This is a genomic window from Acidovorax sp. Leaf73 (genome assembly GCF_916855635.1).
Classification (GTDB): domain Bacteria; phylum Pseudomonadota; class Gammaproteobacteria; order Burkholderiales; family Burkholderiaceae_C; genus Acidovorax; species Acidovorax facilis.
In genome coordinates this window covers 617,543-632,510 of the sequence record NZ_CAKASI010000003.1, presented here as the reverse complement: position 1 = coordinate 632,510, position 14,968 = coordinate 617,543, and the positions used below count along the sequence as shown (strand labels likewise).

Below are 14,968 nucleotides of genomic sequence, written 5' to 3'. Positions count from 1 at the left end.
AAGTTAACAGAGTTTTTGCCATGCCCCGCTCCGCATCGCCTGCCGCCCCCACCCTTGCACCGGGCCGCCGCATCCAGACCCGGCGCTCTGGCGTCCATGGCAAGGGTGTGTTTGCCGTGCAGGATATTGCGGAAGGCGAAGTCCTTGTGGAGTACACGGGCGAAGTGATTGGCTGGCAGGAAGCACAGGACCGGCACCCGCACGACCCCCTGCAACCCAACCACACGTTCTACTTTCATGTGGATGAAGACCACGTGATCGACGCAAAGTTCGGCGGCAATTCGTCGCGCTGGATCAACCACAGCTGCAACCCCAACTGCTACGCCGATGAGCGGGACGGCCGCATTTTCATCACCGCGCTGCGCAATATCAAGGCGGGCGAAGAGCTGAACTACGACTACGGCCTGATCATCGAAGAGCGCTACACCAAGAAGCTCAAGGCCGAATACCCCTGCTGGTGCGGCAGCAAGAACTGCCGGGGCACGCTGCTGGCGCCCAAGCGCGGCTGGGCACCACCGGTGCCGTTGCCACCATCCAAACCCTCTCCACCCAAGTCTTCCGCCAAAAAAGCCAAAGCCCCCAAAGCGCCTTCAACCACCAAGCCACGGGGCCGAAGCCAGTGAGCGCCGCCTCCCCCATCCGCTGGCCCGCCGAGGCCATCTGGGAAGCGGTGTCACCGCTGTTACCGGGCTTTACCGTCGAGGTGCTGCCCACCATCGACTCCACCAACACCGAGCTGATGCGCCGCGCGCGCAACGGCCAGTGCGAGCCCACGCTGCTGGTGGCCGAGCAGCAGACCGCCGGGCGCGGGCGGCTGGGGCGGGTGTGGCAAAGCGATGTGGGGGCTTCCCTCATGATGTCGCTGGGGCTGCCTCTGGCGCCGCAGGATTGGTCGGGTCTCTCGCTCGCTGTGGGGGTGAGCGTGGCTGAAAGCCTGCAGCCTGTGCTGCCCGCTCTGGGCGCCGACCAGCCCGCGCGCGTGGGGCTCAAGTGGCCCAACGACCTCTGGCTGGGCGGCGCGGCGGGTGACCGCAAGCTGGGCGGCATCCTTGTGGAGACTGCGAGTTTTGTGGCGCCCCAGGCGGCCTCTGCTGCAACAGCCAGTGCCAGCCCCGCACGGTATGTGGTGGTGGGCATCGGCATCAACGTGCTGCCGCGCAGCGCCGAGGGCATGAGCATGCCGCCCGGCAGCTTGCAGGACGTAGAGCCCGGCCTGGACGCCCCCACCGCGCTGCTGCGCATCGTGCCGCCACTGGTGGCCATGCTGCGCTCGTTTGAAGGCTACGGGTTTGGCCCCATGCAGCCCCGCTTTGCAGCCCGCGATGTGCTGCAGGGCCGGGCCGTGACGCTGAGCGACGGCCACACCGGCACGGCGCACGGCGTGGGGGACGATGGCGCGCTGCTGGTGCACACTGCGGGCGGCATGCAAGCCATCACGAGTTCCGAAATCAGCGTGCGGCCCACTGCGGTGCCTCCGGTGTGAAGAAGCTCCCTTTGTTGATCTCGATGTTCCTGAAAGGCCGCGCTCCATGCTCCGTCTTGCCGTGATCGCACTGCTGCTGGCCAACGCGGGCTACTACGCGTGGTCGCAAGGGCTGCTCAAGGACTGGGGCTTTGCCCCCGAGGAACAGGCAGAGCCGCAGCGCATGAACCAGCAGATCCGGCCCGAGACGCTGCAGATCCTGCGTGTGAACCCCAGTAAAACATCTTCCTCTTCCTCCTCCTCTTCTTCTTCGTCCTCCCCCCCACCCTCTCCCTCCACCCCCGGCACGGCCACCGCATCGGCCGACGTGGCGTCTTCCGCCGCTTCCTCCCCACCCCCTGCCGATACCGCCGAATGCCTGCAGGCCGGTGTATTTGACGAGCGCCAGGCCGACGCCCTGCGTACCGCCGCCGCCAACCTGCCGCCGGGCAGCTGGCTGCTGGAGCCCACGCCCATCCCGGGCCGCTGGATGGTCTACATGGGCCGCTTTGAAGACCTGGAAACGCTGGACCGCAAACGCGCCGAACTGCGGGCCCGCAAGGTGGATCACGACCGGGCAGGCGGCACACTGGAGTACGGCCTCTCGCTCGGCCGTTTTTCGTCCAAAGAGGCCGCAGAGCGCGAACTGGCCAACCTGGGCAACAAGGGCGTGCGCACGGCCCGCGTGATCCAGGAGCGGCCCGAGTCCCCCGGCTTCACGCTGCGCCTGCCCGCCGTGACCGACGCACTGCGCCCGCAGTTCGACGCGCTGCGCAGCGCCATGGCGGGCAAGACGCTGCGCAACTGCGCGTAACCGCAGCAGCGGCGATGGCGGAGCCATCGCTTGCGCCGCCGGTTGTCACATCGGGACGGCGCGCGTCTCGCCGTGGCGCATGAGCCAGACCCGGTCCTGCGGCAGGCCGCGCTGCGCCAGTGCAGCGGCCACGTCGCGCGGAGGGTGGTCAAACGCCTCCTGCGTCAGCATGAACGTGCCCCAGTGCACGCCCATGGCCTGCTTGGCGTCCACATCCAGCATCAGCTGCACGGCGTCCTCGGGGTTCACGTGCATGGGTTTCATGAAATCGCGCGGCAGGTAGGCGCCGATGGGCAGGGCCAGGAAGTCCACGGCCCCCAGGCGCTGGCGGATGGCCTTGAAGTCGTCGCTGTAGCCCGTATCGCCCGGAAACAGAAAACGCCAGGGGTCCCCAGCGTCCGGGCGCGCCCATTCCAGCGCGTAGCCGCCCCACAGCGAGGCGTTGGTATCCCACGGGGTGCGGCGGCTCCAGTGCTGGGCGGGCGTGAAGTGCACCCGCAGACCCGGGGCGATGTCGGTGTGTTCCCACCAGTTCAGCTCGGTCACGGGGCCCATGCCGCGTTGGGTGAACCAACCTCCCAGGCCCCGGGGCACCACAAAACGCGGCGACTGGCCCGCGTCGCGCAGGCGGCGCAAGGTGCCGTAGCAGAGGTGGTCGTAGTGGTTGTGCGAGATCAGCACCACGTCGATGGGCGGCAGCTGCTCGGGGGTCAGCGGTGCCGGTACGCGGCGTGGTGCGCCAAAGCGGCCGAGTGGCCCGGCAAAGCCGCACAGTGTCGGGTCCATGAGCACGTTCAGGCCTGCCACCTGAAGCAGGATGGACACATGGCCCAGCCAGGTGACGACCGGTGCCTGCGGGCGCTGCGCCAGGCGCGCGTGGTCCACGGGCGCGCCCCACTGCCGGGCAAAGGCTTCATAACCCCCGGCGGGGTCCGAGCGGGGTTTGAAATCGCCGCGCAGCGAGCGCCACACCATCTCGTACCAGGGGAAATTGCCAATGACGACGCCGGGGTGGGTGTTGGCAAAACGGCGGGGTGATGGGGACATGGTGACAGCTTCGGGTCAAAGAGGTCGCATGATGCCGCAGCCCGGTGCGGGGCGGTGGGGTCTAGTGCATCGCCCCTGCGGCGTGCCGGTATTCGGGCAGTGCTGTTCAGCCGCCCGCCACTTCATCGCGCGCGGCAAAACGCACGCTGAAGCGCGCGCCCGGCGGCTGCTGGCCCGGGCGTGCGTCTTCCAGGGTGACCTCGGCATCGTGCTTGCGCGCAATCTCCAGCACGATCGGCAGGCCCAGACCGGAGCCGTCGGCCTCGCTGCCCAACGCACGGTAGAACGGCTGGAACACCAGCTCGCGCTCGGCCTCGGGCACGCCGGGGCCTGAGTCTTCGACCTGCAGCAGCAGCACATGGCCAAACGTATCGGCCAGCACGCGGGCCGTGACCACGCCCGGCTTGTCGGGCGTGGAAGGGGTGTAGTTGAGGGCGTTGTCCACCAGGTTGCGCACCAGTTCCTTGAGCAGCGTGGGGTTGCCGTCGAGCATCACGCCGGACGAGCCCGGCTCTGCACCGTCGTAGCCCAGGTCGATGTGTTTTTCCAGGGCGCGGGGCACCGAGTCGCGCACCACCTCGATGGTGAGCCGGGCCAGGTCGCAGGGCTGGCGCGCAAAACCCACGCCGCTGCCCTCGGCGCGCGCCAGCGCCAGCAGCTGGTTGACGGTGTGTGTGGCGCGGATGCTGGAGCGGCCAATCTGCTGCAGCGAGCGCTTGAGTTCCTCGGTGCTGGTGCCCTCGCGCTGGGCCAGGTCGGCTTGCATGCGCAGGCCTGCCAGGGGCGTCTTGAGCTGGTGCGCCGCGTCGGCCAGAAAGCGCTTTTGCGTGGCCAGCGAGTCGTTCAGGCGCTGCAGCAGGTCGTTCACCGAGGCAACGAGGGGCGCCACTTCGAGCGGCACCGTGCGGTCGTCCAGCGGGGAGAGGTCGTCGGGGTTGCGCGCGCGGATGCGCTGCTCCAGCTGGTTGAGCGGCTGGATGCCCCGCGCCAGCGCCAGCCACACCAGCAACACGGCCAGCGGCAGGATCACGAACTGCGGCAGCATCACGCCCTTGATGATTTCGGTGGCCAGCACGCTGCGCTTTTCGCGCGTTTCGGCCACCTGCACCAGCGCCACGGGGGTATCTGGCAAGGGCAGGCGCACCCAGATGTAGGCGACGCGGATCTCGATACCGCGCATTTCGCCGTCGCGCAGGCGCACCTCGCCGGACATGGGCACCTCGTCGGCGGGCGGCTCGGGCAGCTCGCGCTCGCCGGAGAGGAACTCCCCGCCGGGGCCCAGCACCTGGTAGTAGACGATGTCGGACTCATCGGCCCGCAGGATCTCGCTGGCAGGCTGGGGCAGGTTGAACTGCACCTTGTTGCCCGCCACGCCCACCAGCTGGGCAAGGGCGTGGGCGTTGTATTCGAGCGCCCGGTCAAACGGCTTGTTGGCCAGGCCCTGTGCCACCAGCCAGGTCAGCGCCAGGCTGACGGGCCACAGCAGCAGCAGCGGCGTGAGCATCCAGTCGAGGATTTCGCCGAACAGGGATCGCTGCTCTCGCTGGAATATTTTCAAGGCGTTCGCCGTGGCGGTTTTGAATGAAATTGGCCTCTAGCGCTTATCTATCAAGCGCTAGTAGCTATCATTTTTAAAGTATTCAATCGGCACGTCATGTCCGTCCACAGCATGTGCACTGACGCGGCCAACGCCAATGCACCCGTGGAACTGGCTCCGCCAGGCCACCGGGTGCGTCCCCCTCCCGAAGGAGAGGGGGAAGGCGCGAAGCGACTCAGGGGGTGCTTCATATCAACCTGGAATCTTTTCCAAACAGTAGCCCAGGCCGCGCACGGTAGCAATGCGGATGGGCCCGCCTTCGATCTTCTTGCGCAGGCGGTGGATGTAGACCTCGATGGCGTTGTTGCTGACTTCTTCGCCCCACTCGCACAGGCGCTCCACCAGTTGCTCCTTGCTCACCAGGCGGCCCGCGCGCTGCAGCAGCACCTCCAAGAGGCCCAGCTCGCGCGCCGACAGCTCGATCATCTTGCCGTCGATGGTGGCCACGCGGCCGGCCTGGTCGTACACCAGCGGGCCGTGTTTGATGGCGCTGCTGGTGCCGCCCATTCCCCGCCGCGTGAGGGCGCGCACGCGGGCTTCCAGCTCCTGCAGGCTGAAGGGCTTGGCCATGTAGTCGTCGGCGCCAAAGTCCAGGCCCTTCACACGCTCTTCCACGCTGTCAGCGGCGGTGAGGATGAGCACGGGCAAGGCGGAGCCTCGGCCGCGCAGCTTTTTGAGCACCTCCAGCCCGTGCATCTTGGGCAGGCCCAGGTCCAGGATGAGCAGGTCGAATTCGTTGTTGGTCAGGAGCGCTGCATCGGCCTCGGTGCCGCTGGCCACGTGGTCCACCACGGCTCCCGAGGCGCGCAGGGTGCGCAGCAGGCCATCGGCCAGCACCTGGTCGTCTTCGGCAATGAGAATGCGCATGCGTTGTCTCCTGGTGAGGTGGCGGCGGTCTGGTGCCGCGCCTGTGCTGTGATTTTAGGCGTCTGGCTCCCGCCTGGTCTTTGGTTTCGTGCAAGCTTGGGCGGGGACAATCACCGCCATGCACATCCTGCTCATTGAAGACGATCTGGACCTGGGACAAGCGCTGCTGCAGGCCCTGCAGCTGGACGGCTTCACGGTGCAATGGCTGCGTAGCGTGGCCGCCACGCCGCCCGTGCCCGACGCCAACGAGATTGCCGCCGTGCTGCTGGACCTGACCCTGCCCGATGGCCAGGGCATGGCGCTGCTGCGCCACTGGCGGCGCGCGGGGCTCGCGGTGCCCGTGATCGTCATCACTGCCCGCACGGCGCTGCAGGACCGGCTGGACGGCTTGGACGCCGGTGCGGACGACTATGTGCTCAAGCCCTTTCACGTGCCCGAGCTGCTGTCGCGCCTGCACGCGGTGCTGCGGCGCAGCGCCCGCCAGGCCTGCGAGGAATGGACACTGGGCACACTGCGGATTGCGCCCCGGCGGCATGAGGCCTGGCAGGGCGACGCCCTGCTGGCCCTGTCGCCGCGCGAGTTCCGCCTGCTGGTGGAACTGGCCCGCGAGCCCGGCACCGTGGTCGCCAAGAACGTGCTCGCCCAGCGGCTCGAACCGCTGGGCGATGCGCTGGACGCCGCCACGCTGGAGGTGCATATCTCCAACCTGCGCAAGAAGATTGGCGCCCAGCGCGTGGTCACGGTGCGCGGCGTGGGCTACCGACTGCAGCCATGAAGTGGCCTGTCCTTGCACACGGCGCATGGAACCGCTGGTGGGGCCCCAGCCTCACGCGGCGCACCCTGCTGGCGCTGCTTGCAGCCATGGGGCTGGTGTGGCTGGTGCTGCTGGCGCAGATGGCCTACACCCACTACGAGACCATGGGCACAAACCCGGGCGTGCGCCAGCTGGCACAGGGGCTGGCAGTGCCGCTGGCCTCCATGCCCGACCCGGTGGAAGCCCGCGCGCTGGTGCGCGGCACGGCACAGACGTTCAACGCCATGCGCCTGGACGTGGAACTGCTGCAGGGCGAGAAAGTCGTGCTGCAGCTGCAGGACACGCACGGGCAGCTGTTTCATAGCAGCGCCGCCGACCTCCCCGCCGTGGCCCTGGCCGGCCCGTCCGGCCACGCCAAGATGGTGATTGCTGGGCGCCCGCACTGGGCCGCGTGGGAAACCTCGGGCGCGTGGCGCGTGCTGGTGGCCGAGCCCCTGTTGTCCGACGCGCGCCTGCTCAGCTTCATGGGCGAAGACCTCGCGGCCTCGGTGCTGCTGGCGCTGCCCCTGGTGGGACTGCCGCTGTGGCTGGCCGTCCGCACGGGCCTGCGCCCACTGGCGCGGCTGGGTGCCCAGATCGCGGCGCGCTCTGCCCACGACCTGCGCCCCCTGCAGGACCTGCCCCCCCAGCGCGAACTGCGCGGGCTGGCCCAGGCATTCGACCACCTGCTCAACCGACTGCGCGCCCACCTGGCACGTGAGAAGGCGCTTGTGCACGACGCGGCCCACGAGCTGCGCACGCCCATGGCGGTCATTGCCACCCAGGCCCACGTGCTTCTCCAGGCGCCCGAGGGCCCCGCGCGGGCGCGGGCCTCCGAGGCGCTGATGCACGCCGTTGAGCGCGCAGCGCACCTGAGCGAGCAGTTGCTCACCCTGGCCGCACTGGAGGAAGCCCCTACCCCCAATGCCGAGCGGCTGGACCTGATGGCCTTCCTGCAGGACTTCCTGGCCCAGCGCATGCGCTGGGCGGATGAGATGGGCGTGGAGCTGTCGCTCGAAGGGCCCGACACCTGGGTGCTGGCCTTTGACCGCCAGCTGCTGTGGTCGGCGCTGGGCAATGTGCTGGACAACGCCCTCAAGCATGGCTGCGGACCGGGCGCCGGGCACGAGGTGCAGTTGCGCGTGAGCCAGGACGGTGGCGACGTGGTGGTCTGGATTGCAGATGACGGCCCAGGCATTGAGGCCGGCGAGCAGACACGGGTCTTCGAGCGGTTCTGGCGTTCGCCACGCGCGCGCAGCAGCGGCTCCGGCCTGGGGCTCACCATCGCGCAGCAGGCCATGGGACACCTGGGCGGGCGGGTCACTGTCGGCACGGGCCTGCAGGGCCGGGGCGTGGGCTTCACGCTGCGCTGGCCAGCTGAGACCTTTGGGTAGGCCCAAGGTTCGCGTTCCAACAATCGGGCATCTTTTCTTTGCGAGATGCCATGAACTTCCTGAATTTCCTTGCGGCGCGCGGCGCCATCCTTTCTCGTCGCCGCTGGCTGGCCGCAGCTGGCCTGGGCATCCTGGTGACAGCCTGTGGCGGCGGTAGCGACGATGGGGTTGACGCCTTGCTGGAGCGCCTGCAGTCGCAGGCCAGCAAGCTGGTGTCCCAAGGCGTTGTGGGTGCGGCCACCGGCTGGACGGATTCCACGCGCGCCCAGGTGGCGGTGGCCGGGCTGCGCGGGTTGGGCGGCACCGCCGCGCTGGAGCGCGGCGACCTGATGGCAATTGGCTCCAACACCAAGGCCATGACGGCGTGTGCGGCCGCCAGCGTGGTGGACCAGGGCCTGCTGCGCTGGGACAGCACGCTGGCGCAGACGCTGCCCGGATTGGCCCGCGAGGCCCTGCCCGCCTACCAGGGTGTCACGCTGCGGCAATTGCTGGACCACCGTGCGGGTGTGATGGCATTCAACAAGCCTGAGGATGTGGCGATGTTCCTCGGCGAAGTGGGCACCGACGTGCTCACCCGACTGCAAGAGCCCGCCGACGTGGAGGATTTCTTCCTGCAGTGGCTGCTGCGCCAGGCCCCTGTCCGGGGCACGGGGGCCGACCCGGATTTTGCGTACTCCAACGCTGGCTATGCGCTTGCGGCCCGCATGCTGCGCGCCGCCACGGGGCAGGACTGGGCAGACTTGCTGCGCCAGCGCGTGGCCCAGCCGCTGGGCATCTCCCTGTTCATCGGCGAGCCTTTGCGAAGGGGTAGCGACCAGCCCGCAGGCCATGCACTGGAAGGTGGGCAACTACAGCCCCAAAGCTTGGCCGGGGCGCCCGAGCGCGCATGGCTGGAAATCCTGAACCCAGCCGGCGCCGTGAGCCTGGCCGCGCGGGACGACGCCCTGTGGCTGCAATGGCACCTGCACGCCCTCAAGGGCGGCGCCACGCCCCTGCCCCGCAGCTATGTGCAGGGGCTGCAAGACCTGGCACGCGCTCCTGCAAACCGCTATGCGCTGGGGTGGATCACGCACGCCATGCAGGGCGCAGGCTGGCTGTTGCACACGGGCGAAACCGGCGGGTTTCAGGCGTTGTCGCTGGTGGCAATGGACGGGTCGCGCGCCGCCTTTGCGCACAGCAACATCGCCACCGAGGACAGCATCGCGCTGCTGTACGAAAGCGTTTCTGTACTGCTGGCCTGAGAAGCGTTTCTGAAAGCGGCTCGCCCCCGTCAGCGCGGATCGTGCGCGAGCAGCCTGCGCACCAGCGCCTGCAGGTCGGCCTGCAGCCGTGCCATGCCCTCGGGCACCTGCGCCAGCGTGCGCTCGTCCATATAGAGCTTGCGGTTGATCTCGACCTGGATGCTGTGGCGGTGCTGCGCAGGGTTGCCATAGCGGCGCACCAGCTCCACGCCTTTGTAGGGGTGGTTGTATTCCACGCTGTAGCCACACGCGCGCAGGTGATCGCAGATCAGTGCGGACAGCGCGGGGCTGGCCGTGGTGCCGTCGCGGTCGCCCACCACGAAATCGGCGTGTTCGAGGCCCGGAAACTCGGTGGCAAAGCGCCCGGCCACGGCGGGCATGGAGTGGCAGTTGAGGTGGATGCTGTAGCCGTGGCGCGTATGGGCGGCATCGATGGCCTGGGCCACTGCCGCGTGGTAGGGGCGCCAGCATTGGTCGATGCGCGCACGCACTTCGGACACGGTGAGCTGGCGGTGGTAGATGGGCTCACCCTCGTCGGTGAACTTCCAGATCAGGCCCTTGCCCAGGCGCACCTTGCTGAGCACCTTGGGGTCGGTGGAGATGGGGTCGGTCCATTCGCCGTCGATCAGGCTGGTATCCAGCTCGGTGGTGTCGCGGTTGGCATCCAGGTAGATGCGGGGGAAGTGGGCCTCGACCCAGGCCACGCCCAGCGCCGGGGCAAAGGCGTAGATTTTTTCGACATGGGTGTCTTCCGCACGGCGCAGGGTGGCCAAGGCGAGGGCGGAGCCAAAGTCGGCGGGGTACTGAGTGCCGCTGTGGGGAGAGTCAAGCACCAGCGGTGTACTGCCGGACACCGCAGTGACGGTGGCAGATGGTTGCGTGGCCTGCCCGGGTGAACCGGTGGCTCCCGGTTGGGCGTGCTGAAAGCGGTGGTGGATCAGTTTCAAGGCTGAATGCATAGGCAGAGTGTGCGCAAAATGGGGCGGCTGGCCTAGCCGTCCAGACCGGGCGAAGACCATGGTTATCCCTGTGACGGTCTTCCTCGGCTATGGCCGCCGGGCCCGCGGGCCCGGTGTGGGTTCAATCGAGCACCACCTTGGCGTAGGCGGCAACACCCTTCATTTTCTCGATCTCACGGGCGATCTGTGCGGTGAATTCCTTGGAGGTTGTACCGGAGGGGTACAGGCCCTGACCCGCCAGGCGCTCGCGCACGGCAGGTTCCTTGAGGGCCTGGGCCACGGCCTGCTGGATGCGGTCTATGGCCGCGGCGGGCGTCCCCGCCGGGGCCACCATGCCAAACCAGGAGGGCTCGTTGGCCTGTTTGTAGCCCACCGCAGCATAGGTGGGCACATCGGGCAGGACTTCCAGCCGCACCGGCCACGACACGGCCAGCGCCCTGAGCTTTCCAGCCTTGATGTGGGGCAGCGAGGAAGCCACCTGGTCAAAGTACACCCCCACCTGGCCAGCCAGCACGTCGTTGATGGCCGGACCCGCACCGCGGTAAGGGATGTGAACCATGGAGACACCTGCGCTGCGCTTGAACAGCTCGCCCCACATGTGTCCGATGGTGCCGTTGCCCGGAGTGGCATAAGCCACTTTGCCGGGGTTGGCCTTGAGATAGCTCACCAGCTCGGCGAGGTCCTTGACGGGCAGGACGGCCGGGTTGACCACCACCACGCCGGGCGCTTTCACGATCTCGGTCACGCCCACAAAGTCCTTGATCGGATCGTAAGGCAGCTTGCTGTACACGGCGGGGTTCACGCCGTGGGTGGACAGCGTGGCCACGCCCAGGGTCAAACCGTCCGCAGAGGCCCGCGCCACTTCAGCCATGCCGATGGAGCCGCCTGCGCCGCCCCGGTTTTCCAGCACCACGGGCTGCTTGAGGATGCGGGCCAGTGACTCCTGCAAGCTGCGGGCGGTGATGTCGGTAGCCCCGCCGGGGGGAAAGGGCACGATGATACGCAGAGGCCTGGCCTCTTGCGCCAAGGACATTCCAGGAACGAAAGATACAGCGGCCAGCGCTGAAAGCATGTGACGGCGTTGCATGGGTTCTTCTCCTATAAGGAGCCACAAGGTTAAGTGAGGCATACACAGCCGCCAAGCAATGGATACGCCTGATAACATTCCATTCTGGAATGATTAAATCCAACAACCATGTCCTCCCTTCGTCGGCTGTCGCCCCCTTTGCACCTATTGCGCGCGTTTTCCATGGTCACGCGGTTTGGCAGCGTCTCGCGCGCTGCCGAGGCCTTGCACCTCACGCAAAGCGCGGTCAGCAAGCAGGTCAAGGAGCTGGAGGGCTGGGTGGGCGTGGCATTGTTTGAGCGCAGCCGCAAGCGCTTGGCGCTGACGCCCGCGGGCGAACGCTACGAGAAAGCCGTGCGCGCGGTGCTGGCGCAGCTGGAGGCCGCCACCCTGGAGCTGATCACCAGCGACGACGGTGGCGGGGCGCTGCACCTGTCCAGTCTGCCCACGTTTGCGGCCAAGTGGCTCATCCCGCGCCTGCCGCAGTTCCAGCAGCTGCACCCGCAGGTCACTCTGCACTTCGTGCCCTACGTGCACAGCTACGACTTCGAGCGGCCCGAGCTGGACTGCTCCATCCTGTTCGGTGAAGGCCACTGGCCCGGCGCACACGCGCACTACATCACGGGCAACGAGGTGGCCTTGATCGCCCCGCGCACCCGCGTGGCCGACTGGACCATCGACACGCCAGGCGATGTGGCCCACCACACACTGATGCGCCACGTGACGGTGCCCGAGGCCTGGCTGCGCTGGAGCGAGACACACGGGGTGGAGGCCCTCATCGACCCGCTGGCCGGGCCGCAGTTCGACCAGTTCCAAACCATGATCCGCGCGGTGATGGCCGGCATGGGCCTGGCGCTGGTACCGCGCTGCTTGGTGCAGGATGAAATCACGGCGGGCCTGGTGCGCGAGCCCCTTGCCGACCATCCGCTGCGCGGCGGCTTCCGCAGCGACATGGGCTACTGGTTTTGTTACCCCGAGGGCCGCACGCAGCTGCAGGCGCTGCAGTGCTTTCGACAGTGGTTGCTGGCGTGTGAATCGCCCGGGGGTGAGACAGTGCTTTCGCCACCCACACCGGGTGCAGGGCCGATCGCGCTCGTTCCGCGGTGACGCCTTGCTGTGAACAGGCCGCCGTCAACATGGGTTGACGATAGAGCTATTTGTCAACTATAGTTGACGAATGCAAGCGCCACCCGCACTCCCCTCACCCGACAACCCCGAGGCCGCGCTGGCTGCCGTAGTCGCCTTGCGGCTGATGGCCGACCGGCTGGAAGCTGCCGCCGTGGCTGCGGCGCTGGAGCAAGGGTGGTCGTGGGCACAGATTGCCCAGGCCCTGGGCGTGAGCAAGCAGGCAGCGCACAAGCGCCTGTCACCCCACATGCCCCAGGCCCCACAGCGCCCCCGTTCTTGAGAAGGAGTTATCACCATGTTTCGCCAATTGCAGCACCGCTTCCAGAGCATGCGCACCCTGAGCCGCCTGTGCACCGGCGCCGAGGCACATGCCCGCGCAAGCGGCCAAGCCGCACCGGGGGCAGAGCATTTTTTTCTGGCCGCCATCGACCTTCCCGATGGGTCGGCCCGGCGTGCGCTGGAGAGCATGGGCGTCGCACCCGCCGCCGTGCGGGATGCGATCGAGCAGCAGTACCGCGATGCGCTACGCAGCGTGGGGCTGGATGCAACCCTGCCGCAGGCGCCAGCCCTCGCGCCAGCGGCCCCGGGCCTCTACCGGGCACAGCCATCGGGCCAGGAGGTCATGCAGACGCTGGCGCGCTCCCGCAAGAGCCAGGGCGGCCCCCTTCTGGGCGCCCACGTGGTGGCAGCGGTGGCCACCATGCCGCACGGCGTGGCGGCACGCACGCTGCGTGCCATGGGCATTGACGCTGACCAGCTGGTGGCAGTGGCGCAGGCCCAGGTGTCAACGGCAACAGCAACCGCAACGGGTACAGCCGACTAGCCGGGTTCAGCGCATCAACATGCCCGCCCCATCGCCGCCCGCATAGGCTTCCAACCCAATCGCTACCACAGTGGCCACGTCATGGCCCACTTCGGCCCGGAACTCGGCCTCCGCCTGCGCCACAGCATCGCGAAACGCCTGCAGCCAGGCCAACCCCGTGGACGTAAAACACACGCGGCGGGCGCGCGCGTCCAGCGGGTCGGCCTCGCGCGTGACCAGGCCCCAGGCCTCGCACTGGTCCACCAGGTTGGCCATGGCCTGCTTGGTCATGCCCGCGCGCTGGGCCAGGTCGGTCAGTCGGTCGCCCTGCAAGGCCAGGTGCCGGGTGATGTGCACATGCGCGGCCGTCACCTGGTCGCGCGCCGCCAGGTTGGACAGCGCCAGCGGCACCTCCACGTTGTGCGCCATGAGCTGCAGCACGCGCGCGTCAAAACGCCGCATGGCGTGGCCAAAGAGGCGACCCAGGTGGGTCTGGCGCCAGCCGTCTTCGACAGGGGATGGAAGGGGCGAATCAGGCATCACCGAATTGTCAGGCAAACTGACCAAATTATCCTTGAAGACCTTGCAACAGCTCGCATAAACTACTGTTCAAGCATCCAGCCTGTGATTAACCGCAGAGCGATGCAAGCATCCAACCTGTTGTTTTTCAAGGAGTTTCTCATGGACGTCGCAGTCAAAGGCACCAACCCCGCATTGCCCGTGAACACCGAAAAGGCCAAGGCCCTGGCCGCTGCGCTCGCCCAGATCGAGAAGCAGTTTGGCAAGGGCACGATCATGCGCCTGGGTGAAGGTGAGGTGATCGAGGACATCCAGGTTGTCTCTACCGGCTCGCTGGGCCTCGATATCGCGCTGGGCGTGGGCGGCCTGCCCCGTGGCCGTGTGGTCGAGATCTATGGCCCGGAATCGTCGGGCAAGACCACGCTCACGCTGCAGGTGATTGCCGAGATGCAGAAGCTGGGCGGTACCTGCGCGTTTGTGGATGCCGAACACGCGCTGGATGTGCAGTACGCCCAGAAACTGGGGGTGCAACTGTCCGACTTGCTGATCAGCCAGCCCGACACCGGCGAGCAGGCGCTGGAAATTGTGGACAGCCTGGTGCGCTCCGGCGCCGTGGACCTGATCGTGGTGGACTCGGTCGCCGCGCTCACGCCCAAGGCCGAAATCGAAGGCGAGATGGGCGACGCGCTGCCCGGCCTGCAGGCCCGCCTGATGAGCCAGGCGCTGCGCAAGCTGACCGCCACGATCAAGAAGACCAATTGCATGGTCATCTTCATCAACCAGATCCGCATGAAGATCGGCGTGATGTTCGGCTCGCCCGAAACCACCACCGGCGGTAACGCGCTCAAGTTCTATGCGTCCGTGCGCCTGGATATCCGCCGCACCGGCACCATCAAGAAGGGCGACGAAGCCATCGGCAACGAAACCAAGGTCAAGGTGGTCAAGAACAAGGTGAGCCCACCCTTCAAGACGGCCGAGTTCGACATCCTGTTCGGCGAGGGCATCAGCCGCGAGGGCGAAATCATCGACATGGGCGTGACCGCCAAGATCGTGGAAAAGAGCGGTGCCTGGTACGCCTACAACGGCGAAAAAATCGGCCAGGGCCGCGACAACGCGCGTGAGTTCCTGCGCGAGAACCCCGACCTCGCCCGCGAGATCGAGAACAAGGTGCGCGAAGGCCTGGGCATTGCGCTGCTGCCTGGCGCACTGCAGGCCCCTGCCGCCACTGCGGACGAGTGAACTCCGAAGTTTCAAGAAAAATTGGCTACTAGCGCTTGAT

The 14,968-nt window shown here is 67.5% G+C and carries 16 protein-coding genes; 10 read left to right on the top strand and 6 right to left on the bottom strand.

Translation table 11 applies throughout. The features are described from left to right. Window positions 1–20: 20 nt before the first annotated feature. The 3 genes from LPA35_RS12665 to LPA35_RS12655 are packed head-to-tail and all read left to right on the top strand — an operon-like array spanning window position 21 to window position 2,276. A complete protein-coding gene (locus LPA35_RS12665; protein ID WP_228897210.1) occupies window positions 21–623 on the top strand; it encodes an SET domain-containing protein in 603 nt (200 codons plus the stop codon). Beyond that, on the top strand, window positions 620–1,483 hold the full coding sequence (locus LPA35_RS12660) for a biotin--[acetyl-CoA-carboxylase] ligase (RefSeq protein ID WP_228897209.1): 864 nt from the start codon (window positions 620–622) through the stop codon (window positions 1,481–1,483). The genes LPA35_RS12665 and LPA35_RS12660 overlap by 4 nt, the downstream gene beginning before the upstream one ends. Window positions 1,484–1,529: 46 nt before the next feature. Continuing rightward, complete coding sequence (locus tag LPA35_RS12655) at window positions 1,530–2,276, top strand: SPOR domain-containing protein (protein ID WP_228897208.1); 747 nt, start codon at window positions 1,530–1,532, stop codon at window positions 2,274–2,276. 45 nt (window positions 2,277–2,321) lie between these two features. Here LPA35_RS12655 and LPA35_RS12650 read toward each other — a convergent pair whose 3' ends face one another. The 3 genes from LPA35_RS12650 to LPA35_RS12640 form a co-directional block, all read right to left on the bottom strand. Further along, window positions 2,322–3,323 (bottom strand): MBL fold metallo-hydrolase, encoded by a 1,002-nt coding sequence (locus tag LPA35_RS12650; RefSeq protein ID WP_228897207.1) that lies wholly within the window; start codon window positions 3,321–3,323, stop codon window positions 2,322–2,324. Between the two features lie 106 nt (window positions 3,324–3,429). Beyond that, a complete protein-coding gene (locus LPA35_RS12645) occupies window positions 3,430–4,881 on the bottom strand; it encodes a sensor histidine kinase (protein ID WP_055394603.1) in 1,452 nt (483 codons plus the stop codon). A gap of 231 nt (window positions 4,882–5,112) precedes the next feature. Continuing rightward, a complete protein-coding gene (locus LPA35_RS12640) occupies window positions 5,113–5,787 on the bottom strand; it encodes a response regulator transcription factor (RefSeq protein ID WP_055394601.1) in 675 nt (224 codons plus the stop codon). A gap of 118 nt (window positions 5,788–5,905) precedes the next feature. Between LPA35_RS12640 and LPA35_RS12635 the strand changes: the two genes are divergently transcribed. From LPA35_RS12635 to LPA35_RS12625, 3 genes are read left to right on the top strand one after another with little or no spacing between them, the layout of a single operon-like run. Beyond that, entirely contained in the window at window positions 5,906–6,562 is a 657-nt protein-coding gene (locus tag LPA35_RS12635; RefSeq protein ID WP_055394599.1) for a response regulator transcription factor, read from the top strand. Next, window positions 6,559–7,974 carry a HAMP domain-containing sensor histidine kinase gene (locus LPA35_RS12630; RefSeq protein ID WP_228897206.1) on the top strand — a complete coding sequence of 472 codons (1,416 nt, stop codon included), beginning with the start codon at window positions 6,559–6,561 and terminating at the stop codon, window positions 7,972–7,974. Before LPA35_RS12635 ends, LPA35_RS12630 begins: the two co-directional genes overlap by 4 nt. Window positions 7,975–8,024: 50 nt before the next feature. Further along, window positions 8,025–9,215, top strand: a complete 1,191-nt coding sequence (locus LPA35_RS12625) for a serine hydrolase (protein WP_228897205.1) — start codon at window positions 8,025–8,027, stop codon at window positions 9,213–9,215. A gap of 29 nt (window positions 9,216–9,244) precedes the next feature. On the opposite strand, the gene LPA35_RS12620 is transcribed toward LPA35_RS12625, so the two are convergent. Together LPA35_RS12620 and LPA35_RS12615 are read right to left on the bottom strand one after the other, a co-directional pair. Beyond that, window positions 9,245–10,174: an N-formylglutamate amidohydrolase gene (locus LPA35_RS12620; RefSeq protein WP_228897204.1), complete on the bottom strand. Its 930-nt coding sequence runs from the start codon at window positions 10,172–10,174 to the stop codon at window positions 9,245–9,247. A 121-nt stretch (window positions 10,175–10,295) separates the two neighbouring features. Beyond that, entirely contained in the window at window positions 10,296–11,261 is a 966-nt protein-coding gene (locus LPA35_RS12615) for a tripartite tricarboxylate transporter substrate binding protein (protein WP_228897203.1), read from the bottom strand. Window positions 11,262–11,369: 108 nt separating this feature from the next. Between LPA35_RS12615 and LPA35_RS12610 the strand changes: the two genes are divergently transcribed. From LPA35_RS12610 to LPA35_RS12600, 3 genes are all read left to right on the top strand, one after another. Continuing rightward, window positions 11,370–12,347 carry a LysR substrate-binding domain-containing protein gene (locus tag LPA35_RS12610; RefSeq protein WP_218300865.1) on the top strand — a complete coding sequence of 326 codons (978 nt, stop codon included), beginning with the start codon at window positions 11,370–11,372 and terminating at the stop codon, window positions 12,345–12,347. A gap of 70 nt (window positions 12,348–12,417) precedes the next feature. Continuing rightward, complete coding sequence (locus LPA35_RS12605; RefSeq protein WP_121421570.1) at window positions 12,418–12,648, top strand: helix-turn-helix domain-containing protein; 231 nt, start codon at window positions 12,418–12,420, stop codon at window positions 12,646–12,648. Window positions 12,649–12,663: 15 nt separating this feature from the next. Continuing rightward, a complete protein-coding gene (locus tag LPA35_RS12600; protein ID WP_228897202.1) occupies window positions 12,664–13,191 on the top strand; it encodes a Clp protease N-terminal domain-containing protein in 528 nt (175 codons plus the stop codon). A 6-nt stretch (window positions 13,192–13,197) separates the two neighbouring features. Here the strand turns inward: LPA35_RS12600 and LPA35_RS12595 are convergent, their stop codons facing one another. Further along, the gene (locus LPA35_RS12595) at window positions 13,198–13,710 is read right to left on the bottom strand and encodes a MarR family winged helix-turn-helix transcriptional regulator (RefSeq protein WP_218300863.1); all 513 of its coding nucleotides are present in this window, start codon (window positions 13,708–13,710) and stop codon (window positions 13,198–13,200) included. Between the two features lie 141 nt (window positions 13,711–13,851). Here LPA35_RS12595 and recA point away from each other — a divergent pair, with 141 nt between their 5' ends. Next, the gene (gene recA, locus LPA35_RS12590) at window positions 13,852–14,928 is read left to right on the top strand and encodes a recombinase RecA (RefSeq protein ID WP_121422935.1); all 1,077 of its coding nucleotides are present in this window, start codon (window positions 13,852–13,854) and stop codon (window positions 14,926–14,928) included. Window positions 14,929–14,968: the final 40 nt, after the last annotated feature.